Below are 25085 nucleotides of genomic sequence, written 5' to 3' on the forward strand. Positions count from 1 at the left end.
GGCCACGATCAGGAGACGCCGTAGGAGTGCAGGCCGCCGAAGATCGCGTTGCCGAAGAAGGTGAAGATCACCGACGAGAAGGCCAGCACGAGGAGCCAGGCCGCACCGCGTCCGACCCAGCCGCGCGCGACGCGGGCGTGCAGGTAAGCGCCGTAGATGAGCCACGTGACGAGTGACGCGGTCTCCTTCGGGTCCCAGCTCCAGTACCGGCCCCACGCGATCTCGGCCCACACCGCGCCCAGCACGATGACGGCCGTGAGCAGGGGGTAACCGATGACGACCGCGCGGTACCCGAGGCGGTCCAGGACGTCCTGCTTGGGCAGCACATGGCTGAACCTGCCCGGGAAGTAGGAGTTGACCAGGTAGAGGACGGCGGCGGCGAAGGAGACCAGGAACGCGCCGTAGGCGAAGATCGCGACGACGATGTGGATGGTCAGCAGGAAGCTGTTCTGCAGCGCCGGCACGAGCGGGTCGGCGGTCGAGTCCCAGGACAGGGCGTACAGCTGGATGACCACCGTCATCGGCAGGGCGACGAGCGCGAGGGTGCGGGCCCGGTACTTCCACTCGAAGAGGAGGTACATGAGCAGGAAGCCCCAGGCCATCGACACGGCGAACTCGTGCTGGGTGACGAAGGGGCCACGGCCCGTCTCGATCGTGCGCATCACCAGGGCCAGCGTCAGCAGGCCGAGGGCGCCCCAGGCGAGCCAGGAGGAGTAGCGCGCGATCGCGCCGGGGTTGGAAGCGCGTCCTTGACGGGACGCCGCGGGCTCGGCCTCGAACCCGGCGAGGTCGTCGACGAGGTCGCCGCCCACCAGGACCCGGGTCTTCCTCCTGGCGCCCGCGGTGACCATCTGGTGGCCCTGGACCGCGGCCCAGATGTACCCGATGGAGGCGAGCACCGTGGCCGCGAGGGCCACCATGATGGCGTATTGGGCGTAGAGCAGCATGGCGTTCTCTCCTTGGGCTCAGCGCTCGCGCTGGGCGTCGTCGTTCTGGATGCGGTGGAGGAGGTCGGCGAACACCGGCTCCATGCCGGGGTCGCGCTTGTTGGGGGCGCCGAGCATCACGCGGGTGGTGCCGTCCGTATTCGGACGGACACGCGCCCAGATGCGGCGATGCGGCAGGAAGAACACGAGGCAGCTGCCGAGGATGAGCAGGGCGCTGCCCACCCACACCAGCACCGAGCCCGGGTCCTTCTTGATGGTCACGCCGGTGTACTGGCGGTTGCGCTCGAAGGTCCACGTCAGGCCCTCGGCCTCGACGGAGTCGCCCTGGGTGAGCACCTCGACGGTCGGCGTCGTGGAGCCCGTCCTGCTGATCTCGAGCGCCACCGATCCGGCGGGGAGTTCGGGCAGGACCTTGCCGGACGCCGCCTGCACGACGTAGACCGACAGCCCCTTGGTCGGGATCGTGAACTGGCCGATGGTGCGGGTGCCGTCGTTGGAGCGCCACGCCATCGCGACCGTCTCGGCGAAGACATCGGAGCCACCCTCGGTCACCTTGACGTCGGCCCCCACCCCGAAGAAGGACTGGTGGAACCAGACGTCGTCGAAGATGAGCGGCTCGTTCACCCGGATCTCCTGGCGCGCGACCGACTGTCCGTCCTTGAACACCTCGAGGTCGGAGACGTAGTCCTTCGGGGCGCCGTTGTCGTAGTAGGCGTCGTGGAACGAGTGCGCCAGCACCGTCAGGCCGGTGCCGTGGCCGACCTCGACGGGGACACCCACGGGGGCGACGAACTGGTCGTCCCGGAAGCCCATGGAGGCCGACACCACGAAGCCCAGCAGGATGATGATGAAGCTGATGTGGGCGATCACCGTGCCGAACGGCGCCCAGCGGAACTTGTCGCCGTACAGGTCCGCGCCGTCCGTCACCTCGGCCTCGACGGTGCGGAAGTGGCCGCGCTGGAGGCCGGCCCGGACGCGCTGGGCCGCACCCTCGGCATCCATCGGGAGGTCGAAGGCGGCGCGGAGCGGGGCGTGGGTGAAGAAGGCCTCGCGCAGGGACACGTGGGGGCGCGTGGCGCTGCGCCACAGGCGTGGGGCGCGGTTCACCGAGCAGGCCAGGATGCTCGTGGCGAGCAGCGCGAAGAGCGCCTTGAAGTACCAGGTGCCGAACACGCTGTAGAGGCCGAGGGCGGAGAGGATCGGGGCCCAGCCGCCGTACTTCTGCCGGGGGCCGTTCTCGTACCAGGCCTGGAAGACCTCCGGGTCGGCCAGCGCCTCGGGCGTGGCCTGCATGATCATCGTGCCGGCCAGCGTGAGCAGGCCGAGGACGAGGATCAGCCCCAGTCCGGTGCGCATCGAGATGAGGAAGTGCCACACCATCTCCAGCGGGTTCCCCCGGTGGCCCGGGTGGCTCGTGCCCTTGCGCCGAGGGGCGGCCGGGGCGACGGCGTCGAGCAGGTCGACCCCGTCGAGCAAGTCGACCTGGCCCTGGCGGGCGGTCGGGCGTTCCTTCACGTGCGAGCTCATCGGATTCTCTTTCAGACGGGGAACTGCGGGGAGAACTGGGCCAGGCGGGCGAGCAGGTTGGTCAGCATCAGGAAGCCGACCACCATGAGGAGGGCCCCGGTCACGATCGACACCAGCGCCGCATGGTCGGTCAGCCAGGCGAGGCGGTTGCGCACGGCGTCCGCCCCGAGTGCGACGAGCACGAACGGGAGGCCGAGGCCGAGGGCGAAGACGACGAGCAGGAGGGTCCCCTGCCCGAAGGTGTCGTTCAGGGAGGCGAGCCCGATGATCGCGCCCAGCGTCGGCCCGACGCAGGGCGTCCAGCCGGCGGCGAAGACGACGCCGAACAACACCGACCGCAGCACGCTCGGGCGGGAGGTGACGACCGCACCCGAGGCGTCCCGTCGGACGAGGCGGGCGGTGCCCAGGGAGAACTGGTTGCGCAGGAACGGGATGGTGATGAGGCCCGCCACGTGCAGGCCCATCACGATCAGCAGGACGCCGGCGACCTGGCGGATGACGTCCACGTAGCCGCGCAGCAGGTAGCCCACCAGGCCGATGGACGCCCACAGGCCCACGAACACGACCGCGAAGCCGACGACGAAGGCGAGCGACTGCTGCAGGGCCACGACACGGTTGGTGCGCCGGCCGGCGGGGGTTCCGCCCACGATGTAGCCGATCCACACCGGGACCATCGGCAGGCAGCACGGCGAGGCGAAGCTCGCCACCCCCGCGAGGAACGCCACCGCCAGGCCGACCTCCACCATGACGTCAGCCCTTGGTCTCGGGCGTCGGGGCCGCGGACGGCAGGGCCTCGGGCTTCACGCTACCCACGTGGCTCTTCACGGTCTCGGCGAAGACGGATTCGGGCGCGATCTCGACGACCTTGTCCCAGGCGGCCTTCATCTCGTCCGTGCGCTGCGTCGTCATGTACAGGAAGCCCAGGTCGTAGAAGACCTCCGGGTTCGTCGGGTAGAGCTGGGCGGCCTGGTTCCAGACCTCCTCGGCCCTGGTCAGATCGCCCTGGTTGAAGGACGTGGCGCCGATCGCGACGAGGGCCTGCTCGTTGGTCGGGTCGATGTCGAGGACCTTCTGCAACCAGTCCGCCGCCTGCTTGTAGTCGCCGGCGGCGTAGTACACGTCGGCCAGGCCGTGGAGCGTGGTGAGATCCTGTGGGTTCGCCTGCAGCTTGCCCATCAGCTCGGCGACCTTGGCCTGGTCGAGGCCCTGGGCCGCCGGGGTCGCGCTCGCGCCCTCGGCTGCGGTCATCGCGGGCAGGTCGGACGGCGGCTTGCCGATCTGGTAGACGCCGAAGATGACCGCTGCCACCACGGCGATCCCCGCGAGCCACTTGCCCCAGACGGGGAAGCTCCTGCGGGTAGGGGCGGCGGCCTGGCGAGCGGCCGTGCTGCGGGCGGCGGCCAGGTCGGCGAGCTCGGCGTCCGGGCCGGTGAGGAGGCCGTAGAGGCGGTCGGCCTCGGCCTGCTTCTTGTCGGCCCAGCCACGCAGCTCCTGGGGCGCCCCGTCGAGGAACTCGCCCAGCCGGCGGTGGGCGTCCTCCAGCGCGTCGTCCTGGGTGCCCGCCGGCAGGCCCAGGCGACCCAGGAGTTCGGTGCGCACCTGCGTGGTGGTGGCGGTGTGTACGGGGGACATCAGCGGTGGTGCTCCTCTGCAATGCCGGGCGCCGGCGCGCACGGGCTGGTACATCAAGTGTCGTTTTGAGCGATTTGTCGCACGATCCGCCGGAGGGTCCATTTCGGATAGAGAGAGGGACACAACCTCCTCAACCCCCCGGTCAACCGTTCGTGTAGCGGACGCCCTGGTGGTCCTTCCCGTGGCAGGTCAGGGTGCACGTCCCGCCGGTGGCCGTCTTGGTGAAGGTGACCGTCTTGTCGGCGGCCAACCGACTCGGCGTCACGTTGGGCGAGAAGCTGACGATCGCCTCCCCGGACACGGATTGCCCCTGGACGACGTCGGTCGCGGCGTGCGTGCGGAAGTGGCACTCGGCGCACAGCGCATTGCCCTGTCCTGCACCCGGGGTGTCGATGTCAGTGCCTCCCGAGCCGGTGTAGGCCATGCCGGCCACGTGCATGCCGTGCCAGCCGAAGTTCGTCGCTGTCGTGGCCCCCTCGCCCCGGACGGTGGTGTAGGGCGTCTGAGCGTGGCAGGTCAGGCACAGTGCGAAGTTGGAAGTCTTGCGGTACTCGCCGCGCACCGGCAGTGTCCGGTTCTCGTACGGACGGATCAGGATGCCGCGGTTCTGCGAGGCATGCACGGGGAGGGACGCCGTCGGGTCGGTGCCCACCGCGGTGTCTCCACTCGTGTGACACATGGTGCACCGGATTGTGTCGCCGGGGGTCAGGCTCCAGAGCCGGTAGGGCGAGTAGCCGCTGAGGCTGTCAGCCATCTTCGAGGACTGGTTGCGCCCCGGGGCCTCGACCGGGTGGTAGGAGGCGTTCGCGGGGTTGAGGGCGAGCGCGACGTCCGTCCTGTCCCGTGACGGCTTCGCCGGATCGTCCTCCAGTTGCGTGGCGAATCCTGAGTGGCACTTGTAACAGACCTGCTGTTCGGTGGTCAGGGGGGCCATCGAGCCGTCCAGGGGGGTGTACGTCGGCGCTGTCCCCGCCCCACCGAAGACGGGCTGGACGCCGCTGGTGCCGTACCCGCCCGACACCGTCCAGGACGACGTGTCCGCGTCGTACTCCTGGGGCGTCGCCGTGAGGTTGTGGGGGTTGTGGCAGTCGGAGCACTGGCTGTGCCGCGTGGTGAGCCCCTTGGCCACCTCGTCCTTGGCGGTGGTGTGCCCGGCCGCAGTGAGGTCGTGGCTGTAGAAGGAGCGGGACTCCACGTCGTTCGGAGGCGCCGCCGCGAACTGCGCCGAGACGTCGACGGGCCCGCCGAGCCCGGCCGAGCCATGGCACGTGTCGCACTGGGCGGTCTGCGAGTCCGCCTTGACCAGGTTCGCCGACTGCGCGGAGTGCGTGCCGTGGCACGTGGCGCAACTCCCACCGCCGGGGCTGAACGGCTGGTGAACCTTGGACGCCACGGCAGCCGCAGCGGCCTCTGCCGCGGCCGCGGCCGTCGCGGGCGCCAGCGCCATCCGCGCGCTGGCTCGCGGCGCCGCATCCACCTCGAGCTGCGGCGACGCGGCCATCACCACGGTGCCGCTCATCATGCCCGGCAGTCCGACGCCGGCGTCCGACACCCGCAACTCGTACGCCGTGCCGTACTCGACGTCCAGGCCCACCTTGACGGTGAACTCCTGCTCGACGGCGCTCCCGGGGTCCAGGGGTCGCGAGATGTCGGGATTGAGGCCGCTTGCGCGCCGTCCGGGCGGGACGGCCATTCCTTCGGGGACGGGGTGGTGGACGGCGCCCAGCTGCGTGGCCGCGGGGCCGGGCTCCGTCCCACCCGGGACGGTGACCCACTCGTGCACGGTGAAGAACGGGACGCCCGGCTCGACGGCGGTCGGGACCGACCGGAACTCGGCGTCACCGACCGAACGGAACTCCACCCGTGGGGTCCAGATGATCGCATCGGAGGTGGCGTTCGCGAGCAGCACGCTCACGCGCAGGGTCTGGAGCGGGAGTGCTCCCTGCAGCTGTTCACCCGGGGTGAGGTACACGGCATCCGCGCCCGGTTCGGGAATCGTGGCGAAGACGAAACTGGCGCCCCCGAACCGGATGGGCTCAGGTGCGGGCGTCACGGGTGGCTCGTCGGGCGGGGAGAGAGGAGTGGCCGCCGCGGGGGACGCGGTGGGCGTGGGAGAGGCGTCCGGCTGGGACACGGCGGGCGCGGGGGACGCGGTCGGTGCGAGGGACGCGGTCGGCTCCACACCCGCGGCTACGGATCCGGACGCAACGATGGACAGGGTGACCAAGGGCACCATCACGAGTGACCACACACGATGCGCGCGGGGCATGTGCCCACGGGGCCGCCTCATCATCATGGCTGGTGTCACTCCTGTGCTGGGTGATCGGACAGGGATGGGGGTGTTGCCCGGAGAGGTGGGTCTGGGACCGCCTCCCCGGGCACGTTGGCGTCAGCCTCGACCTGGCGGATCGATCAGACGTTGTGGCACAGCAGGCAGACTCCGCGGTCGTCCACCCGGAGCATCCGGTTGTCCGACGACAGGGTCTGGCTGTTCGGCCATTCGACCGGCGCCGTGTTGTCCATCGTGGCGTTCGAGCCATGGGCAACGTGGCAGCTCATGCAGTTGCGGTTCGCTCCGTACTCACCGTTGCTGAGGTGGTCACTGGTGTGCCGGTAGGTGAACACCGCGTCGCCGGAATCCGCGCTGCGGGACCCACCCGGGGCCAGGTAGCGCGTGTGGCACGTGGTGCACCAGGCAGCCACGTTCGCGATGTACTTGTCGACGTAGACCGGCTGCGCGACCGGATTGCTCGCGGTCACACGTGTCAACAGAGGCTTCGAGGTCGGGGTCGAATCCGTCGGGCTCGTGCCCTGGAGCGCCGTGTTCTGCTGGTACGGCTGGCCGTCGGTGCCGGTCCCCACGAACGCGTTGGTGTCCGCCGAGAACCAGTAGTTGGTCGTGGTGTACACCTTGGTGGTCGTGTCGGGGATCGCGATGGCGCGAGTGTCACCGCCGGTACCCAGCGTGTCGTCCATCGGCTTCAGGATGCGGTAGTTGCCGTTCCCGTGCGGGTCGTGGCAGGAACCGCACTCGAGCTGGACGCCGGCCGAGAGCAACTTGCCCGCGTTGGCTGTCTCGGAGTAGGCGCCGGCGCCCCAGACGATGCCCTGCCCACCCATGTGATTTCCGTTGGTGGGCTCAGGAGCGTCCGCCACGGGGATCAGGTGAGCCTTGACAGACGTCCCGTTGACTGTCTGCTGGACCGCCTTCTGGGCACTGTCCGTCCCGAGCATCGCGTTCTCGAAACCGCCGCCCCGGAGGGCACCGACCTCGCCACCGCGATCGGACGCCGTCCAGATGCCGGTCGTGGGATCGGTCTGGCCGGCCCCCGCGTAGGCGATGCCGGACTGGACGTTGGTGACCGCGCCTGTCCCACCATCGCCGTGACACGAGTAACAGAGGTTGGTCTGGTCGGTCTTGAGCAACATTCCGTCGGTGCTCTTGGCGGTGTGGACCCGGTGGCACGAGGCGCAGCGACCGGGCTGGAGCTCGCTCACGAGAGCTCCATCGCCGCCGCTGACCTTGACGTGTGGTCCGTTGTCGGCGTAGGCGGGGCCTGCGCCGATGAAGAGTGCCGAGGCCACGCCCACGAGTGTCGCGAGCGCACCCCCCAGCACCCTCTTGGTAGTGCTCATGATGTTCTCCATTCTGAGCTCGTAGGGCCTATTCAGTTGTGGTGCACCACCGCGCGGTGCTGCTGGATGCAGCGACGCCGGCGGCCACTTCCCAAGGCAGGCATGGTCAGAACCCCCACACCTGGATCCGGTTGTTCTCGCGGTCCGTCACGTAGATGCGTGCGCGGCCGTCGACGGCCAGGCCGTTGGGGTAGTTGAACTGGCCGTCCCCCACGCCCGTGGTTCCGAAGGAGCCCTGGAAGGTCGGCAGGTCCGTCGCCCCCGGCCCGGCCGTGTACATCCGCACCTGGTGGTCGGTGGTGTCGGCGACGAAGAGGCGTCCGCGGTCGTCCAAAGCTGCGCCGCGGGGCAGGCCGAGGTCACCGAGCCCCGCTCCGGGGCCAACCAGGGTCTTCGGGTTCCCATCCGTGTCGAACACCACCAGCTTGGCGTTGTTGCTGTCGGTCGCGTACACGGAACCGTCGCTTCCGAGGAAGACCTGGTTGGGGTAGTTGAGCTTGCCCTCCCCCAGCGTCCGGACGAGAGCGCCGGCGGCGTCGAACACGAGGATGCGGTGCCGGACGGGCTCGTTGGAGAACACGTCCGCGACCACGAGTGTGCCGTCCTCGCCCACCGCGAGACCCAGCGGGGAGAACACGAGCGAGGCGTCCCGGGGCGTGAAGGTCGACAGGTACTCGCCGTCGCGGGAGAAGGTGTAGATGGCCCCCGCGGCGCGGTCGCCGACGTAGAGCGTGTCGTCCGGCGCCACGGTCAGGTAGACGGGCACGTGGTAGGCGGGCTCGGTCGGGAACTCCAGGTCGCGGAGCTTGCGCCCCTCGCGGTCGTACACCACCACGCCGGGCTTCGTTCCTCCATGGGAGGCGTACACGCGGTCGCCGTCGGGCGTCACCGCGACACCCAAGGGCTTCTCGACGCCGTGGAACGAGGTCTTGTAGGCGGGCATGGCCACGACGTTGACCCCGGGCAGTTGGCTGAGTGGCTTGCGGGTCGTCAGGTACCACGCAGCCACCGCCGCCGTGATGAGGAGGAGAGCGGCGAGGAGCAGCGCGAGGACCTTCCGGCGCCGGCGCCGTGCCTCCCCGCCACCCTCGTTGACTCCTCCGCCGCCGCCTGTCGGCCCTTGGGGAGCGCCCGAAGGAGGCACGTCATCGATGCCCTCGAACAGGTCGAGGACACTCTCGTCACGGGTTGTGTCGCTGCGGGTGGCCATGGTGTCGGTCTCCGTCACTTCTTGGGCTGGTCACTGGATGCGGCGTCCGGGGTGACGCCGAGGCCCGCCAACGCGGCGATCGCCGCCATGCTCTGGGGGTCACGCTCGAGGGCCTTGCGATACCAGGCGATCGCCGCATCGTTGTCCTTGCGCGTCTCCGCGATCTGCCCGAGGCCGAGCATCGCGTCGACGCCCGCGGCACCGTCGACGAGCGCGGTCAGCTGCGTCTCGGACGTCGCTGCGTCACCACCGCAGAAGGTGTTCATCGCTGCCGAGTAGGCGGCGGGTTCCGCCTGATCGAGGGCCTCGTACGAGGTGGACATGCCCGCGTAGGGCTCGCACCACCCGGTCGGCACGAAGGTCAGCGCCTTCCTGAAGGTGACCACCGCCTCGTCGTGCTGCCCCAGCTGCTGCATGGCCAACCCCGCTTGGTACAGGGCGTCCGAATCGGTCTTGTTGATGCGGAGGGCCTTTTCCAAGTGGGCCAGCGCCGCGTCGGGCTGCTTCTGCTCCAGGGCGATGACGCCGAGTTGGTAGTAGGCGGCTTGCACGCGCGTGTCCACGGCCGAGAACTCGGCTCCCTTGTCAACGGCGGTGACGGCAGCGTACGCGGCGGTCGCTCCCATGAGGTCGCCCTTGGCCTTGAGCACGGCCCCCTTGCCGAGGTGCGCGTCAGCCGACGCGGGGGCGACCTGGAGCACCTGGTCGTACTGGACGATCGACTCGTCGAGCCTTCCCGCGTGGTGATACAGGAGCCCGAGGTCCAGTCGCGCCTGGACGTTGTTCGGCTGGTCGCGAATCGCCTGCTCCGCCGCCGCGATCTGGGTGGTCACGATGGACGGAGCCCGCGGCGTCCGCTGGTCGACCCAGTAGAAGATGCCGAACGCCACCACAGCGACCACCAGCGCGATCGGGCCGAAGCGCAAGAACCCCGACAGCGCGCGATCGGAACGCGTCGCGGGAGGCATGTCGTGGTCCACCACCGGTTCGAGCTCGGTTCTCGTCATCTGCTCCACCACCTCGGTCGGCGTGCCGGCGAGCACGCAGGGGCGCACGGCGTGCACCTCAGCGTCCAGCCTCTCGGTCGCTCGCGCGCACTCCCATCCGCCGGAGGGTGGAGGTTCGATAGACGATCCCCAGGCGGCCCGGGGAGCCGTTGACTCTTGACTCCCGGCAGAACGCCCGCATTCGACTACTACACAAGGCAGTAGACGGGTTAGAGTGACGCAAGTCACGGCGAAACCCATGGGGGGTATGCAAGGAGGCAGCGTGGGCGCAGTGCGACACGAAGTCGGGCAGGCGAGGACGCCTGTGCCCGACAGGGGTGTCCACGCGTGGATCGACGCCCACGTCGAGGGCACCGGGACCACCCGCTTGGTCGGGCGCAGGCTCAAGTTTGTGAGCGTCGTCGCCCCCATGGGCTTCTTCGTGGTGCTGGAGGCCTGCCACTACCACCTGGAGAACTCGCTGTGGTGGACGCCGGAGTTCTCCCAGGCTTGGCACATCGCCGTCGCCCTGTCCGTCTGCATCGCGATCGGTCTCTTCGCGTGGCTGGTCATCGGCCACCTCGAGCGGGCCGAGTCCGCGATCGTCACCCAGAACCAGGACCTGAGGCTGGCCCGTGCCGTCTCCACCGCGGTCCAGGAACGCCAGGACGCGGCGTCCGTCGTCACCGCCGCCGCCGAGGTGCTCGCCGCCGCCCCCGGGGTCGACTGCGTCCGCCTCCGGCTCCATTCGGGCAAGTCCGATCCCGGCGTGGAAGCCATCGCCGGACGCGATCGCGACTTGGTCTCGTCGTCGGTGCCCACGCTGGCGTCCCCGCTCATGCAGGGTGACCACGCGGTGGGGCGCCTCGAGGTCTGGTCGGTGGACGGCGACGTCCCCGCCTGGTACATCGGCCCGGCCACCGAGGCCGCGCTCGCCCTCCAGGCCGCGGGCGCGGCCAAACTGGCCCGCGACTTCGCCGACCTGTACAGGCGCCGGGACGAGGGGCACGCCTTCTACGCCATCCTGCTGGCCATCTCCCGCCACGCGGGCACCCTCCCCACCCTCACCGAGTTGGCGACGCACGCCCGCGACCTCGTCCACGCGGACGCCGCGGCGGTCATCATCGACGTCTCCACGGCGAACATGGTGCGATTCGACTCCTCCACGGAGGTCCCCGAGGCCTGCAGCGACGGCACCACCCTCTTCGGGGTCGGGCTGCACGAGCACATCGACGAACTCTCCGGGAAGCGGGTCAACCCCACGCAGTGCACGCACTGGGGGGCGGCGACCGAGCAGCAGGTGGAGGGCATCCACGGACGGGTGGGCACCCTGTGGGTGGGCCGCACCGACGACCGCCCCTTCTCCGACCGCGACCGCTCGTTCCTCGGCACCATGGCGGGGCTGGCCGGCATCGCCCTGACCGGCGCCAAGGTGCGCGAACAGGAACGCCAGCGCATGGTGCTGACCGAGCGGACGCGCATCGCCCGCGAGATGCACGACTCGATGGCCCAGGTGCTGGGCGCGATGCACCTGCGCCTGCGCATGCTGGAGACCTTCCCCGCCGTGGCCGGGGATCCCGCGACCGCCGAGCAGGTCACCTCCCTCGCCGAGATCGCCGACGAGGCCTACCGCGACGTGCGCGAGGTCATCCTCGGACTGCGCGACTCCGACAAGGCCGACCTGTCGCTGGAGGACAACCTGCGCAGGTACATCGCGAAGTTCGCCGACCAGTCGGGCATCGCCACCGAGTTCCACAACGAGACCGGCGGACCCATCCAACTGAGCCCGCGCACCGAGGTGCACCTGATCCGCGTCGTCCAGGAGGCGCTCACCAACGTGCGCAAGCACGCCCGGGCGACGCGCGCCACCGTGACGGTGACGGCCACGGACGACTCCACCCGGTTCACGATCGCGGACGACGGGCAGGGGTTCCACGCGCCGAACGACCTCCCGACGACGGACGGCTACGGCCTGTTCACCATGCGCGACCGCCTGTCCCAACTCCACGGAACGCTGGCACTTGAATCATTCCCCGGCATCGGCACGCGCGTGATCGCGACCGTCCCCGAACGCCCCACCCCGAATCCCGTGAGGAACTGAATGAAGAGGAAGACCAGGATCCTGCTGGTGGACGACCAGCCCCTGTTCCGGGGGGCGGTTGCGGCACTGCTGGCTCAGAGGCCCGGGCTGGAGGTGGTGGCGGAGGCCGAGAATGGGCTCGTCGCCGTCGAACTGGCCCGCGAGCTCCGGCCCGACCTCGTGGTGATGGACGTCGAGATGCCCGTGATGGACGGCGTGGAAGCCGTGCGGCTGATCCGCGAGCAGGTGCTGGACGTCAAGGTCATCATGCTCACGGTCTCCGAGACCGACGACCACGTGGTGCGGGCCATGGTGAACGGCGCCCACGGCTACCTGTTGAAGAACCTCCGCCCCGACCAGCTGTTCGACATGATCGACTCCGTGATGAAGGGCGAGACGCCCATCTCCCCCGCCGTTGCCGGCCAGTTGCTACGCCACCTCAAGGAGACGGGCGCTTCCACCAAGGGGACCGTCCTGCCCGAGGAGCCGGGCGAGAAGCTGACCCGCCGCGAGATCGAGATACTCCGCCTCGTGGCCGCCGGCCTGTCGAACAAGGAGATCGGCAAGGAGCTGACGATCACCGAGGGCACGGTGAAGAGCCACGTGCACAACGCGCTGGAGAAGCTGCAGATGACCAACCGGAGCCAAGCCGCGGCGTACATCGTCCGACAGGGGTTGGGGCTGCCGGACGCCTGATCCTCTGCCGTGAGATGGATGGGTTTCCGCCTCCCAACGCGTCAGCATGGTGTCCGGCCCCGATCCTCGGGAGGTGGACCATGGCTCGCGCGTACCCCGCAGGACGCCGTCCGCGCGCCCTGGTCGTGCAGGCCTACCCGCTCCTCGGCGAGGGCATCGCCGCCCAGCTGCGTCAGCGCGGGATGTCCGTCCAGGTCGTGGACGCGGCCGACGCCACCAGCATCGGCGCGGCGCTGAGGAGCGGGGAGCTCCGCTTGGTCGTGCTCGACCGTCCGGACGCCACCCTCAGCGGCCTGGTCAGGTCACTCGCCCCGGACGCCCGCCTCGTGGACGTCTCGGCCGCGCTCGAGCGGGGTTTCCCCGACCCGACGCAGTTGCTGCGCTTCGAGGCGATCCTGGACGCGCTGGAGACCCCGAAGAACTGAACGGGAAGGGCTCAGCTGTAGACGTGCGGGGCGAGCGTGCCCACGTCGGTGAGGTTGCGGTAGCGACCCGCGTAGTCCAGGCCGTAGCCGACGACGAACTCGTTGGGCAGGTCGAAGCCGACGTACTTCACGTGGACCGGGCTCTTCACGGCCTCGGGCTTGCGGAACATCGTCATGATCTCGAGGCTCGCCGGGTTCCGCGAGTTCAGGTTCTGGATCAGGTACGCCAGCGTCAGCCCTGTGTCGATGATGTCCTCCACGACCAGGACGTGGCGGTCCTCGATGTCGACGTTCAGGTCCTTGAGGATCCGGACCACGCCGGAGCTCTGGGTGCCGGAACCGTACGAGGAGATGGCCATCCAGTCCATCTGGACGTGCGACGTGAGGTGACGGGACAGGTCCGCCATCACCATGACGGCACCGTTGAGGACGCCCACCAGCAGGAGGTCCTTGTCGGAGTACTCCGCGTCGATCTCGCGGGCGATCTCAGCCAGCCGCGCCTGCACCTGGTCGTTGGTGTAGAGAACCCGGGTCAAGTCACTGCTGATCTGCGATGCGTCCACGACGGAAGCCTACTTCAGGACGAGGACGAGGCGCCCGTCGCGGCGCAGAACCCGGCCACCCGGGACGTCGATCCCCTTCTGGCCGCGCCAGGCGGTGACGAGGCCCTCAACCGCTCGCACGTGCGTGAAGCCGACGTCGGGGGCACCGGACGCGGTGAGCCACCCGTGGATGGCCTCGCCCCGGCGTCCGGGGGTGAGGCCGGCCAGCCAGGCGCAGTCGGCGGGGTCGGCGCCCGGGTCGGTGTCGGTGTCGCTGTCGGCGCTCGCCCGACCGAGCACGTCGGAGAGCAGCCTCGCCGAACGGGCGAGGGCGTCGCGGACGCCGGGACCCAGTTGTTCCTCCAGCACCGGCAGGACGACCTCGCGGACCCGGACCCGGGCGTAGCGACGGTCGGCGTTCATCGGGTCCTGCCACGGGGTCAGGCCCAGTTCGGCGCAGGCCGCCGCGGTGGTGGCTCGGATGACGTCGAGCAGGGGTCGCCGGAACGGTCCGCGCGCAGCCGGCATGCCGGCCAGGGAACGCGGTCCCGAACCGCGGGCGAGCCCCAGGAGGACGGTCTCGGCCTGGTCGTCCCGGGTGTGGCCCAACAGGACGGTCCGACCACGGGCGGCCTCCTCGAGCGCCGTGTAACGCGCCTCACGGGCGGACGCCTCGGGTCCGGCCCCGGCGTCCGCCACGCGGACGGCGACCGAGTCGGCGGGCATCCCGAAGGAGGCAAGCACGTCCAGCACGGCCGCGGCCACGGCGTCCGACCCCGGCTGGAGGCCGTGGTCGACGACCAGCCCGGCGACGGGGGTGCCGCGGCGGGTGGCGACGTGGTGGGCGGCCCAGGCCAGCGCGAGCGAGTCGGCGCCGCCGGAGCAGGCCACGAGCCACGGGGCCGGCGGGAGTGCGTCGACCGCCTGGACGACCGCGAGGGTGGCGGGGCCGAGCGCCCGGCGGGCCATCAGGCGTGGACCCGCCGCAGCCACTGCGCCGGGTCACGGATCTCGTCGGGGGTCGGCAGGTTCGCCGACGTGTCGTACACGACGTTCAGTCCCGCGACGCCGACCCGATCGATGACGTGGCGGCAGAAGGCGGCGCCGTCGCGGTACTGGGCCAGCTTGAGGTCCATGCCGAGGGCGGAGTTGAGCGCCCTCGTCCAGCCGCCCCGGTTGCGGCGCGCGTCGAAACGCCGGCGGATCGTGGCGACGGTCGGGACGACGTCGGGACCGACGCGGTCCATCATGTCGTCGGCATAGCCCTCCAACAGGCTCATGGCAGCCGTGACGCGCTCGAAGACCCTCTTCTGCTCGGGCGTCGTGATGATGTCGATGACGCTCGCGGGTCGGCCCCGGTGGCGGCCCCGACTGTCGTCGGCGAGGAGGTGGCCGACCTCGTGGAGCAGGTGTCCGCGCAGCCAGGGCGCGTGGGCGAACTGGAGCCGGTGGGTCTGTTCATGGAGGCAGACCCAGAGGCGGAAGTCGGCCCGGTCGACCCCCATGGCGCGCTCCACCTTGGCGACGTTGGGCGCCACGAGCACCAAGCGCGGCTCGGCGAGGAACGGGAGGAACTGGCCCAGGATGCGCGAGCCCAGCACCGCGAGCACCGCGCCCAACTGGGCGCCGTTGGCGCGTCCCGCGACCTTGTCACGCAGCCGCTCCGGCTGGGGATGGGGGTGCCCGGACGCCTCGGCGAGCATCGTGACCGCCATCTCGGCGTTGGCCCGAACCCAGGTGGGCCGGTCGACGACCAGCATGGGCCCGCCGGCGTCCGCGCCGAGGCCGGTCACGCGCGCCACCGGCTCGACGGACGCCTGGGCCGCGGCGCGTAGACCCTCGACGACGTCGGCCACCTCGGACGCGGTGAGTGTCGGCCCGGGCGGGACGAGTCGCCCGCCCACCGCGGCGGCCACCTCGACGTCGATGAACGGGAGCGAACTCATGGCGGCAAGACTAGGTGCACTGCTGTGGTGGAGGCGTGGTGCGCTGGGGACACCTACTCGCTGGGTGTTGTGCGCTGGAGACGCCCGCGCGCCAGGCTGCCAGAACCGGCGCGCCGCTTGAGGACATCCCCGCCGGTTTCATCCGTGGCGGGTTTCCCGAAGCGGCGCACCGGCTTGGGCGTCTGTTCCTACCCGGCGCAGATGTCCCAAGACGGAGCATGAGCACCGGTGGTTGATCGCCGTGCCACGTTCGTGAGAGCCGGGTGCCGCTATCCGCGCGCTTGTGCCAACGCCGCGTCGTAGAGGGTCTTGGTGGCCGCATTGAACACGGGGCCGAACATCATGGCGGTGTCGTTGTACTTGGTCGTGCGGATGTCACGGGTGTAGCCGTAGCTGTTCACCGACATCACCGCTCCCTTCGCGTCGGAAAGGGGGCTGTACCAAGGACCGCCCGAGGACCCACCGGTCATCCCGCACGGGATCCGGTACGTGACCTTGGAGTACTCGTCCACACCGAGGTCGCCCTGGCAGTAGTGCAGGGTGGTGCCGTCGTAGGGTGCGGCCGCCGGGTAACCCAACGACGTGGTGCTGGCGCCCAGGTCGGTCGTCAGGTTGCCGGTGAACTCGATCGGCTGGCTGCCCACCGCCTTGTCCAGCTCCGCCTGCGTGTTCGAACCACCGAGGGCCGCGCTCCGACCCATGACCGCGAACGCGAAGTCGTTGGTGATGGCGGTGGTGTTGAACGAACCCGCACCCGTGAAGGAGCTGTTCACCCACAAGGAGGTGGCCGTCCAGCAGCCGTAGTCGGTTGAGGCACATCCCTGGAAGGAGTCACCGGCGTCGAAGCCCGGAATGAACATCCAGTTCTTCGCCTCGCCAGCTTGCCAGTCATAGACGCAGTGGGCCGCCGTCACCACCACCGAGTTCGCGGTGCCATCGTCCACCACCGACGCAGAACAGACGTACTTGGTGGTGCCCAACGTGAAGAGGACCTTCCCCGTGGTTGCGCCGACCGTGTCGACGGCTTCACTCGTCCAGGCGGGTTCCAATTTGGCGCCGGGCTTTGTGGGTCTGGCCCTGGGCACGACGTGGCCCGTGAGGGGATCGAGGGCGAAATCGCGCGGCTGAGCAGCCGCAGCGCGGGCCGGCGTCCAGTACGCGACGATGCGCTGGTGTTCCGCCCGCGCCTCATCCGAGACACCAGGACTGGCGTTCGCCGTCGTTGATGCAAAGGCCATGACTGCAGCGACGCTCAGGAGCATCGCGAAGAACCTGGAAACGCCCATGTCGTTGCTCCGTCCGCGCTTGCACCGCCACCTCGACGGCTTCGGTGGCAGCAGCGTAAACCCTCACCGACCACGGGACGCTAGGGGCCAGGACCGGAAAGATCCTCGAAGCGATCCCCGGAGGCCTTCCGCGACTACGGGCACCCGCAGGACGCGAGGACGGCCGACGCGCGGTCCAGCCACGCGCGCGCCGAGGTCTGGCCCGCGCCGCCGGAGGTCATCAGGGCGAAGGCGAGCGGCTGTCCGTCGGCGGTGACGACGTACCCGGTGAGGGTGTTCACACCCCGGATGGTCCCTGTCTTGGCCCGCACGACGCCGCGGCCACCCAGCGCGTCCGCCGCCTCGAAGCGCTCGGCGAGGGTGCCGGTGACCCCGGCCACGGGCAGGCCGGCCGCGATCGCGCGCAGGTCCGGCTCGGTCAGGGACAGGCGGACGGCGCCCACGAGGGCGTCGGGGGTGACCTGGTTGTCGGCCGAGATCCCGTTGCCGTCGAGCACGCGCATGCCGTCGCTCCACAGTCCGAGACGCTGGAGTTCCGCGGTCAGGACGGCGGCTCCGTCGGTGGGGGTCGCGGCGCGCCCGCGGGCCAGCGCCACGTGCCAGAGCAGGGTCTCGGCCGCGTCGTTGTCCGACTCCGCCAGCACCCGCTCGGCGATGGTCCCCACCGGGAGGGAGTCCACGTGGGCCAGTTCGCGGGCGTCCCCGGGCGTGGTGGCGGCGCTCGTCCCGGTGACGGTGATGCCCTCGGCAGCCAGAAAGCCCGCGAACTTCTCCGCGGCGAACAGGGCGGGGTCGGCGACGCGGTCGAGGGCGTCCGGGGCGAGGTTGGTGCGCGCATGGTCCGCCGTCAGCGCGGTGATGGGCGCGACGGACCGCGCGAAGATGTCCGGCCACGCGGGGTTCCAGCCCGGCCCGGCGAACAGCGAGGCGTCGTACGCCAGCGCCACCGAGGTGACCCCCGTCGTCCGCAGCGCTGACGCGGTGGACGCGGCGAGTTCTTGCAGCGAGGCCCGGTGGGGCCGGAGGTCCGGCTGGGTGGCGCCAGTCAGCAAGGGGTCTCCCCCGCCGCGCAGGACGACGGTTCCGGCGTCGGCGGTGAGGAGGGCCGTGGTCGCGAGGGTGCGGTCGGGGCCGAGGACGTCCACGGCGACCAGCGCGCTGAGCACCTTCAGGCTGGACGCCGGCGTCCGGACCCCGGACCCCTCGCGGTACAGCTCGGCACCGGTGCGGGCATCGACCACCAGCGCGGCGACGTCGCCCAGCCCATCGCGGGGAACGGCCGCGAGGGACGCGGCGAGCGCGGACGGGGTGACCTCCCGGGACGGCGCGGCGAGGGCGGGGAGCACAGGGGCAGGAGGGTCCGCGATGGCCGGCTGGTCGAGGCGCCCGCTGCCGACGAGCGGGTCGTCGGCGAGCTGGGGCCGGACGACGAGCTGCAGCCCGAGCACGGCGAGGACGACCACCAGCACGGCGATCCACAGGACGGCGCGCCACGCCCACCCACGGCGTCCGGACAACCTGGCCTCCCTCCGCGGGACGGGCGCCCCGGCGTCCCCATTGTGGCGGACGCCGTGGGCCGCGGCCCGGTGCGGTCAGCCCGGGGCGGACTCAGCGGGGCTCGCGGCCCGCCACGAGCGGCCGTCCCGCGGCCACCCAGGCCTGCGTGCCGCCGTCGATGGAGACCGCGTCGATGCCCTGGGCGGCCATCAGGTCGGCCATGGACCCACTGCGGTTGCCCGTGGCGCAGATGACGTGGACGGGCCTGTCCCGCGGCAGGCTCGCCAGGTGGAGGGCGATCCGGCTCATCGGGGCGAAGATCGCACCCGGGACGTGTCCCGACACGTACTCGACCGCCTCGCGCACGTCGACGACCACCGTCTCGTCGTCGTACCCGTCCACGAACTCGGCCATCCCCATGTGTCGCGCTGCCACTGCTCCTCCTGTTCCCGACCCCGTTCAGGTCTGGCCAAACTATACCCCCCGGGGTATATTGCTGTCGAGGAGGCACCCATGATCGAGATCATTCCCATCGACACCCGCAGCCTGGGCGACCGCAGTTACGTGGCCCACGACGGCAGCGTCGCGGTCGTCATCGATCCGCAACGCGACATCGACCGGATCCTGGCCATCACCGACGACGCCGGGGTCCGCATCACCCACGTCTTCGAAACCCACATCCACAACGACTACGTGACCGGCGGCCTGGTCCTGGCCCGGCAGGTCGGCGCGGCCTACCACGTGAACGCCGAGGACCACGTCCTGTTCCAGCGCGTCGCGATCCGCGACGGCGACGTCATCGAGGTCGGCGAGCGCATGCGCCTCCGCGTCATCTCCACCCCGGGGCACACGTTCACCCACCTCTCCTACGCGCTGTCCGACGGGGACGAGCAGATCGGCGTCTTCACCGGCGGCTCGCTGCTCTTCGGGTCGACGGGCCGTCCCGACCTGCTCGGCCCCGAGCACACGGGCGCCCTGGCCCACCACCAGTACGCGTCGGCGCAGCGGCTCGGGGCCGAATTGCCGGACGCCGCCCGCGTCCTGCCCACCCACGGTTTCGGCAGCTTCTGCTCCGCCACCCAGGCCTCGGCCGACCGCTCGACGATTGGCATCGAGAAGGCTGTGAACCCGGTGCTCACGCGGTCCGAGGAGGAATGGGTCGCGGACCTGCTCGAGGGGCTCGACGTCTGGCCCGCCTACTACGCCCACATGGGGCCGGCGAACAGCGCGGGACCCGGCGAGGCCGACCTCGCCGAGCCCGAGAGGGCCGACAAGGCCACGCTCCGTCGCCGCCTGGAGGCGGGCGAGTGGGTGGTCGACATCCGCAACCGGGTGGCGTTCGCGGCCGGCCACGTGCCCGGCACCTTCAACGCCGGCCTCGACGGGCAGTTCGCGACCTACGTCGGCTGGATCATCCCCTGGGGAACGCCGTTGACGATCCTGGCCAGCACGGCCGAGGAGGTCGCCGAGGCACAGCGCGAGCTCGTCAGGATTGGCATCGAGCGGCTGGCGTCCGCCGCCACCGGCAGGCCGGCCGACTGGACGGACGAGCCGCTCGCGACCTACCCCCGGGCCACCTTCGAGGATCTCCGCGACGTCCGCCACCACCGGTCGGTCACCGTGCTGGACACCCGCCGCCGCCTGGAGTGGGAGGACGGACACATCGAGGGGGCCGTGCACGTTCCGCTCCACGACCTGCTGCACCGCCTCGACGAGCTGCCGAGCGGCGAGGAACTGTGGATCCACTGCGCGGGCGGCTACCGAGCCTCGATCGCCTCGTCGATCCTGTCGGCGCGGGGGCATAAGGTCGTCCACGTGGACGACAACTTCGACCGAGCCGCATCCGTCGGGCTCCCCGTGGTGACCCGGTGACCTTCGTCGCCGCCGTCCTGGCGGGCCTGGCCATCGGCGTCGTCCTGGGCGCCCTCGGGGGCGGCGGCGCGATCATCACCATCCCGGTCCTCACCTACGCGTTCGGGCTGGGCATCCATGAGAGCACCACGGCATCGCTGGTCATCATCGGCACGTCCTCGCTGGTGGCCATGGGCGCGCACGCCCGAGCCGGGCGGGTGGACTGGGGGCGCGGCCTCCTCTTCGCGGGCATCGGCACCCTCGGCGCCGTGGCGGGTTCGTTCCTGGCCCGCGGCATCGACCCCCACCTGCTGATGCTCGCCTTCGGCGCGCTGCTCATGGTCGTCGCGTCCCTGATGCTGCGCCCGTCGCGGTCCCGTGCGGCCGACCCCGAACCAGCCTCCCTGCGCAATCCGCGCACCCTCATCGCGACGAGTCTCGCCGCCCTGCTCGTGGGAGCACTGACGGGCTTCTTCGGCGTCGGCGGTGGCTTCGCGATCGTGCCGGCGCTCACGCTCCTGCTCGCCCTCCCGATGCGGGTGGCCGCGGCCACCTCGCTGCTCGTGATCGCGATCAACAGCGCCGCGGCGCTGGCGTCCAAGCTGGGGCTGGGCATCCAGCTCGACTGGCCCTTCGTGGTCGTCTTCACGATCGCGACGATGATCGGCTCGCTCGGGGGCGTCCGGCTCGCGGCCAAGCTCGACCCCCTTGTGCTCAAGCGCGCGTTCGCCGTGCTGCTGCTCTTGGTGTCCGCCTACACGCTCATCTCGACCGGCCTCACCCTGGCTGGTTGAGGGTTGGACCATCTGGACATGCTCCCGGGGGCACCTCGGCGCTAGCCTGAGGTGAAACGCACCACAACGTCTGTGAGGAATCCATGCGCGCCAGCTTCGAACGCCCCAAGGTCAAGCCCCCGTTGCACTTCGATGTGACGATCGAGATCCCGAAGGGCACCAAGAACAAGTACGAGATGGACCACCACAACGGTCGCATCCGTCTCGACCGCACGCTGTTCACCGCCACCGCCTACCCCAACGACTACGGCTACGTCGAGGGCACCCTGGGCGAGGACGGCGACCCGCTGGACGCCATGGTGCTGCTTCCCGAGGCGACCTTCCCCGGCTGCCTCATCGAGTGCCGGGCCATCGGCATGTTCCGCATGCAGGACGAGATGGGCGGTGACGACAAGCTGCTGTGCGTGCCGGTCGCCGACCTGCGCCAGGACAACATCCGCAACCTGACCGACATCCCCGACCTGACGCTGCTCGAGATCGAGCACTTCTTCAGCGTCTACAAGGACCTGGAGCCCGGCAAGTCCGTCGAGGGCGCCGTGTGGACCGGGCGCGCCGAGGCCGAGGCCGAGGTTCGCAAGTCCTGGGACCGCGCGCGCGGCACCAGCCACGAGAACGAGTTCACCCCGCCCCCCGGTGGCGACGCCAAGGACACCATCGGCGGCCTCCACGACGACGTCGACCTGGGCTACGACGAAGAGGCCTGAGCCTCCTCACCCAGCAGCACGCCGGGGCTGATCCTGTCGGGATCAGCCCCGGATCGCTGTCCGGACGCGCCCGGCCAGCGCCGCCGCGGTGGCGTCCGTCGCGTCGAAGAACACCGGCAGGCGCTCCCCGCCGGGCGTGACGTCCGCGTCGCCGGCATGCTCCCGGCCGGACCACAGGTACACCCAGCGGCCCGGCGGGAGGGTCACGGTGCGGCGAACCGCCGACGCCTCGAACACAGGCGCCACCAGCCACGACCGCCCGAAGAGGTACTGATCGTCCCGGGTCGCCGCCCGCGTCCGGGGGAAGTGCACCCAGCAGTGCCGCACCATCGGCAGGCCCGCCTCGGACGCCTCGCGCGCCAGCTCGGCCCGGTGGTCGGCCAGCGCCGCGAACACCCGTAGCGACTCGGCGACGGCGTCGACGGCCTCGGCGTCGTACGCCTGGACGGACTCCTCGGGACGGTTCCCCTCGTGCGAGCGCCACAGGGGCGTCCAGGCCGACCACTCGGCCCAGCGCCGCAGCACGTCCACCGACCGCCGGACGCCCACGACCGGCTGGCCCAGCCCCGTGTAGCCGCCGACGTCGGTGTGGTTGACGGTCATCCCCGAGACGCCGCCCGCCAACATGCCCCAGAGCGCCGATCGCATCCCGTCATGCTCGTCGAAGGTGACGAGCTGGTCACCGGCCCAGAAGGCGCCCGTTGCCGCCGGTGAGGTGCGGCCCGCTGAGCGGTGGAACACCAGCCGGTCGCCGCCCACGTGGGCCCGGACGCCGGCGTTCAGGTCGGCCCACCGGCTCGGCCAGCGATTGTGCTCCCGCGCCGGGTCGCCGTCAGCCAGGACGGCGTCGAACGGGAGGCCCTCGGCGAAGTCGGCCATCCAGCCTCCGGAGGCGTGGGGGGCCACCTGGGTGACCAGGACGTCGGCGAACCACGCGCTCGCAAGGGGATTCGTGAGGTCGACCAGCGCCGCGTCGAAACCGCCCTGGTCGAGCAGGTAGGGCCCGCCCGCCGGGCTCCGGACCAGGTATCCCAGGTCGGCCGCCTCCGCGAACAGGTCGCGCCGGGCGCGGGACGCCTTGCCGGCCGGGTCGACGAGGAAGGGGTTCACGTAGGTGAGGGTCCGGACGCCGCGCTCCGCGAGCTCGTCGGTCAGCCCGGCCCAGTCCGGGTAGAGGGACTCGTCGAGCTCCCACGTCCACCACAGGCGGCTTCCGAAGTCGGTGACGCGGCGTCCGACCCAGTCCTGGAGCCACACGCCGGCGAGCGGGGCATCCCGGTCGAGGAGGGGTGCGAGCTTGGCACGCACCGCGTCCGTGCCGCCCTGGACGCCGAGGATGCCGCCGCGCAGTGCCCAGTCGGGCACGGCCGGCATGCGGGGGTGGCCGGCCAGCAGCGCCTCCGGGCTGGCGGCGGATCGGACGCGCAGCCTCAGCGTGGGCGTCCACGCGCCGGCGTCGATGCGGTCGTCGCGGAGGTCGACGTCGACGACCTCGTCGTGGTCGAGGTCGACGCCGCGCAGGGCGTCCGTCACCAGGGTGGGGAGGGGTGCGTAGGTGGTCGTCCCGCTGCCACCTGCGCCGTTGGTGAGCTCGGCGAGCGCCGTGAGGGGCTGGACGCCGCGGCCCACCCCCTGCTCGCGGGTCACGATCGGGACGCTCCGTCCGCGCAGGTCGAACGGCAGGAACTGCTCCCCCAGTCCGTGGACGCCCTCGTCGGCGCCCAGCTCGCCGCGGATCAGGACGAGGTCGGCGCCCGGGACGTCCGCCTCGAGGTGCAGGATCCCGTCCACCGCTCGGCACGCGAGCGTCCAGGGGAGGCCTGTGGCGGCCGGACCGAAGGTCCCGCTGAGCACGAGGCCGTTCGCGCTGGGCGTCACGGCATCGACGGTCAGGTCGACGTGCTCGGCCACCGTGTGGCGGGTGCCGACCAAGTGTCCCAACGCGTCGCGCCACTCAAGGCGTCCGACCACCGCGGCGAGGAACGGGCCGCTGGAGTGCCACAGCTCGCGACCGCCCACGGACGCGACGAGCTCGTCACCGAGCGACACGGAGAGGGACCCGACGGTCCATGAGCCGTTGGCGGCCGTGAGCCGGCCGCGCGCCAACGCCGGGCCCGGCCGGTAGGGGTCGCGGGTGGCGAAGGCGATCCCGCCCGCCGCCCCGAGGGCCACGAGCCCACCCGCCGAGAGGAGGAGGGTGCGGCGAGTCAGTCGGCGCTCCTGCATGCGGGCAGCCTAGGTGTACTGGGCCACGACGTTCATGACAGGCGGCTGGTCGGGGGTAGTCCTCCGAGTGCGCTGTGGCGTCTTTGAGTGTTGTAGGTCTCCAGCCAGGGGTCAAGGGCGTCGCGGCGGGCCTGGTTGCTGGTGAACACGTGGCGGTAGGCCCACTCGGTGGTCAGGGTGCGGTTGAAGCGTTCGACCTTGCCGTTCTGCCAGGGGCAGTGGGGTTTGATGAACTTCTGCTTCGCGCCAATGGTCTCGACCGCGTCGATGAACGCTCGACCATGTCGGTAGGCGAACGCGTTGTCGGTCATCACTCGCTCGATGCTGGTGATGCCGTGGGTGGCGAAGTAGGCCGCGGCTCGCAGCAGGAAGCCGGCGCAGGTGTCGACGCGTTCATCGTCGTGGATCTCGCTGTAGGCCAGGCGGGAGTGGTCATCGACCATCGAGTGGACGTAGTCGTAGCCGATCTTGGGCCGCTTGTTCTTGGCGACGATGGTGTCGGAGCGTCCGTGGGCCCGCCAGCCGCCACCGTCGGGGATCTTGCCCAGCTTCTTGACATCCACGTGCACCAGTTCGCCGGGACGTTCGCGTTCGTAGCGGACCGCGGTCTGCTTCGAGGTGCGGATCACCTGGCCGGTCATCGGGTCCAGGCAGGTCAGGGGCGGCATGCCCCGTCGGTGCAGGATCCGGGTCACGGTCCGCGGCGCGAGCCCGAGTTCGGCCGCGATCCAGTCAGGGCCGCGTCGGTGCTCCTGACGGGCGGCCACCACCAGGTCCTCCACCGTGGCTGGTGTCGCGGTCGGGCACGCGTGAGGACGGCTGGACCGGTCATGCAGACCGGCCTCGCCCTCGGCGTCCCAGCGTGCCAGCCAGCGGTGAGCACACTGACGTGAAATCCCCATCGCCTTCGCTGCATGGGCGACCGGCCAGTGCTGGTATCGGACCCGATCGACCAGCAGCTTGCGGCCATGAAAGTTGAGGCGGGCGTTACGGTGGGACACGAGGACCTCCGGGTGTGAGATGTGACCTTCGACAAGCCACACCCCACCCGGGGGTCCTCCCTCACGTCAATACCGACGCGCTGTCACCAACCTCTTGGC

General features: G+C 70.7%; 21 protein-coding genes and 1 pseudogene. 6 read left to right on the top strand and 16 right to left on the bottom strand.

What is annotated here, in order from left to right; genetic code table 11:
* Nucleotides 1-8: 8 nt before the first annotated feature.
* From ccsB to AC5YDV_RS06080, 8 genes are all read right to left on the bottom strand, one after another.
* Nucleotides 9-947, bottom strand: a complete 939-nt coding sequence (gene ccsB / locus AC5YDV_RS06045; protein ID WP_496182434.1) for a c-type cytochrome biogenesis protein CcsB — start codon at nt 945-947, stop codon at nt 9-11.
* Nucleotides 948-965: 18 nt separating this feature from the next.
* Nucleotides 966-2474 carry a cytochrome c biogenesis ResB family protein gene (locus AC5YDV_RS06050; protein ID WP_496182435.1) on the bottom strand — a complete coding sequence of 503 codons (1509 nt, stop codon included), beginning with the start codon at nt 2472-2474 and terminating at the stop codon, nt 966-968.
* Between the two features lie 11 nt (nt 2475-2485).
* A complete protein-coding gene (locus tag AC5YDV_RS06055) occupies nt 2486-3220 on the bottom strand; it encodes a cytochrome c biogenesis CcdA family protein (protein WP_496182436.1) in 735 nt (244 codons plus the stop codon).
* Between the two features lie 4 nt (nt 3221-3224).
* Nucleotides 3225-4106 carry a tetratricopeptide repeat protein gene (locus AC5YDV_RS06060; RefSeq protein ID WP_496182437.1) on the bottom strand — a complete coding sequence of 294 codons (882 nt, stop codon included), beginning with the start codon at nt 4104-4106 and terminating at the stop codon, nt 3225-3227.
* A gap of 142 nt (nt 4107-4248) precedes the next feature.
* The gene (locus AC5YDV_RS06065) at nt 4249-6159 is read right to left on the bottom strand and encodes a cytochrome c3 family protein (RefSeq protein WP_496192408.1); all 1911 of its coding nucleotides are present in this window, start codon (nt 6157-6159) and stop codon (nt 4249-4251) included.
* Between the two features lie 359 nt (nt 6160-6518).
* Nucleotides 6519-7742, bottom strand: a complete 1224-nt coding sequence (locus AC5YDV_RS06070; RefSeq protein WP_496182439.1) for a cytochrome c3 family protein — start codon at nt 7740-7742, stop codon at nt 6519-6521.
* Between the two features lie 106 nt (nt 7743-7848).
* Nucleotides 7849-8952, bottom strand: coding sequence for an NHL repeat-containing protein (locus AC5YDV_RS06075; RefSeq protein ID WP_496182440.1), 1104 nt, complete (start codon nt 8950-8952; stop codon nt 7849-7851).
* A 14-nt stretch (nt 8953-8966) separates the two neighbouring features.
* Entirely contained in the window at nt 8967-10007 is a 1041-nt protein-coding gene (locus AC5YDV_RS06080) for a tetratricopeptide repeat protein (RefSeq protein WP_496182441.1), read from the bottom strand.
* A gap of 214 nt (nt 10008-10221) precedes the next feature.
* On the opposite strand from AC5YDV_RS06080, the gene AC5YDV_RS06085 reads away from it, so the two are divergent.
* The 3 genes from AC5YDV_RS06085 (at nt 10222) to AC5YDV_RS06095 (ending at nt 13139) form a co-directional block, all read left to right on the top strand.
* Nucleotides 10222-12039, top strand: coding sequence for a sensor histidine kinase (locus tag AC5YDV_RS06085; protein WP_496182442.1), 1818 nt, complete (start codon nt 10222-10224; stop codon nt 12037-12039).
* Nucleotides 12040-12714 carry a response regulator gene (locus AC5YDV_RS06090; protein ID WP_496182443.1) on the top strand — a complete coding sequence of 225 codons (675 nt, stop codon included), beginning with the start codon at nt 12040-12042 and terminating at the stop codon, nt 12712-12714.
* A gap of 80 nt (nt 12715-12794) precedes the next feature.
* Nucleotides 12795-13139: a hypothetical protein gene (locus tag AC5YDV_RS06095; RefSeq protein WP_496182444.1), complete on the top strand. Its 345-nt coding sequence runs from the start codon at nt 12795-12797 to the stop codon at nt 13137-13139.
* Nucleotides 13140-13150: 11 nt separating this feature from the next.
* Here AC5YDV_RS06095 and hpt read toward each other — a convergent pair whose 3' ends face one another.
* The 6 genes from hpt to AC5YDV_RS06125 form a co-directional block, all read right to left on the bottom strand.
* Nucleotides 13151-13702 carry a hypoxanthine phosphoribosyltransferase gene (hpt, locus tag AC5YDV_RS06100; protein ID WP_496182445.1) on the bottom strand — a complete coding sequence of 184 codons (552 nt, stop codon included), beginning with the start codon at nt 13700-13702 and terminating at the stop codon, nt 13151-13153.
* 9 nt (nt 13703-13711) lie between these two features.
* Nucleotides 13712-14650 carry a tRNA lysidine(34) synthetase TilS gene (gene tilS, locus AC5YDV_RS06105; RefSeq protein WP_496182446.1) on the bottom strand — a complete coding sequence of 313 codons (939 nt, stop codon included), beginning with the start codon at nt 14648-14650 and terminating at the stop codon, nt 13712-13714.
* Nucleotides 14650-15627 carry a zinc-dependent metalloprotease gene (locus tag AC5YDV_RS06110; protein WP_496182447.1) on the bottom strand — a complete coding sequence of 326 codons (978 nt, stop codon included), beginning with the start codon at nt 15625-15627 and terminating at the stop codon, nt 14650-14652. Before AC5YDV_RS06110 ends, tilS begins: the two co-directional genes overlap by 1 nt.
* A gap of 269 nt (nt 15628-15896) precedes the next feature.
* Complete coding sequence (locus AC5YDV_RS06115; protein ID WP_496182448.1) at nt 15897-16913, bottom strand: trypsin-like serine peptidase; 1017 nt, start codon at nt 16911-16913, stop codon at nt 15897-15899.
* A gap of 134 nt (nt 16914-17047) precedes the next feature.
* Nucleotides 17048-18430, bottom strand: coding sequence for a D-alanyl-D-alanine carboxypeptidase/D-alanyl-D-alanine endopeptidase (gene dacB / locus AC5YDV_RS06120; RefSeq protein ID WP_496182449.1), 1383 nt, complete (start codon nt 18428-18430; stop codon nt 17048-17050).
* 91 nt (nt 18431-18521) lie between these two features.
* Entirely contained in the window at nt 18522-18845 is a 324-nt protein-coding gene (locus tag AC5YDV_RS06125) for a rhodanese-like domain-containing protein (RefSeq protein WP_496182450.1), read from the bottom strand.
* A 78-nt stretch (nt 18846-18923) separates the two neighbouring features.
* Between AC5YDV_RS06125 and AC5YDV_RS06130 the strand changes: the two genes are divergently transcribed.
* The 3 genes and pseudogenes from AC5YDV_RS06130 to AC5YDV_RS06140 all read left to right on the top strand — a co-directional run.
* Nucleotides 18924-20282, top strand: a complete 1359-nt coding sequence (locus tag AC5YDV_RS06130; protein WP_496182451.1) for a rhodanese-like domain-containing protein — start codon at nt 18924-18926, stop codon at nt 20280-20282.
* Nucleotides 20279-21055: a sulfite exporter TauE/SafE family protein gene (locus tag AC5YDV_RS06135; RefSeq protein WP_496182452.1), complete on the top strand. Its 777-nt coding sequence runs from the start codon at nt 20279-20281 to the stop codon at nt 21053-21055. The genes AC5YDV_RS06130 and AC5YDV_RS06135 overlap by 4 nt, the downstream gene beginning before the upstream one ends.
* Nucleotides 21056-21138: 83 nt before the next feature.
* A pseudogene (locus tag AC5YDV_RS06140) lies at nt 21139-21678 on the top strand (inorganic diphosphatase); the annotation flags it as partial.
* 123 nt (nt 21679-21801) lie between these two features.
* Here the strand turns inward: AC5YDV_RS06140 and AC5YDV_RS06145 are convergent.
* A complete protein-coding gene (locus AC5YDV_RS06145; protein WP_496192409.1) occupies nt 21802-23985 on the bottom strand; it encodes an alpha-glucosidase in 2184 nt (727 codons plus the stop codon).
* A 32-nt stretch (nt 23986-24017) separates the two neighbouring features.
* Entirely contained in the window at nt 24018-24986 is a 969-nt protein-coding gene (locus AC5YDV_RS06150; RefSeq protein WP_496181913.1) for an IS481 family transposase, read from the bottom strand.
* Nucleotides 24987-25085 lie beyond the last annotated feature (99 nt).

The sequence above is a fragment of the Propioniciclava sp. LT432 genome (assembly GCF_059515965.1).

What these genes read in the sequence shown, in the direction of transcription:
- AC5YDV_RS06055 (WP_496182436.1), bottom strand. Translation starts at nt 3,220, where the DNA reads ATGGTGGAGGTCGGCCTGGCGGTGGCGTTCCTCGCGGGGGTGGCGAGC.
- AC5YDV_RS06130 (WP_496182451.1), top strand. Translation starts at nt 18,924, where the DNA reads ATGATCGAGATCATTCCCATCGACACCCGCAGCCTGGGCGACCGCAGT.
- AC5YDV_RS06050 (WP_496182435.1), bottom strand. Translation starts at nt 2,474, where the DNA reads ATGAGCTCGCACGTGAAGGAACGCCCGACCGCCCGCCAGGGCCAGGTC.
- tilS (WP_496182446.1), bottom strand. Translation starts at nt 14,650, where the DNA reads ATGGCCCGCCGGGCGCTCGGCCCCGCCACCCTCGCGGTCGTCCAGGCG.
- AC5YDV_RS06060 (WP_496182437.1), bottom strand. Translation starts at nt 4,106, where the DNA reads ATGTCCCCCGTACACACCGCCACCACCACGCAGGTGCGCACCGAACTC.
- ccsB (WP_496182434.1), bottom strand. Translation starts at nt 947, where the DNA reads ATGCTGCTCTACGCCCAATACGCCATCATGGTGGCCCTCGCGGCCACG.
- AC5YDV_RS06115 (WP_496182448.1), bottom strand. Translation starts at nt 16,913, where the DNA reads ATGGGCGTTTCCAGGTTCTTCGCGATGCTCCTGAGCGTCGCTGCAGTC.
- AC5YDV_RS06110 (WP_496182447.1), bottom strand. Translation starts at nt 15,627, where the DNA reads ATGAGTTCGCTCCCGTTCATCGACGTCGAGGTGGCCGCCGCGGTGGGC.
- AC5YDV_RS06075 (WP_496182440.1), bottom strand. Translation starts at nt 8,952, where the DNA reads ATGGCCACCCGCAGCGACACAACCCGTGACGAGAGTGTCCTCGACCTG.
- AC5YDV_RS06070 (WP_496182439.1), bottom strand. Translation starts at nt 7,742, where the DNA reads ATGAGCACTACCAAGAGGGTGCTGGGGGGTGCGCTCGCGACACTCGTG.
- AC5YDV_RS06090 (WP_496182443.1), top strand. Translation starts at nt 12,040, where the DNA reads ATGAAGAGGAAGACCAGGATCCTGCTGGTGGACGACCAGCCCCTGTTC.
- AC5YDV_RS06145 (WP_496192409.1), bottom strand. Translation starts at nt 23,985, where the DNA reads ATGCAGGAGCGCCGACTGACTCGCCGCACCCTCCTCCTCTCGGCGGGT.
- AC5YDV_RS06095 (WP_496182444.1), top strand. Translation starts at nt 12,795, where the DNA reads ATGGCTCGCGCGTACCCCGCAGGACGCCGTCCGCGCGCCCTGGTCGTG.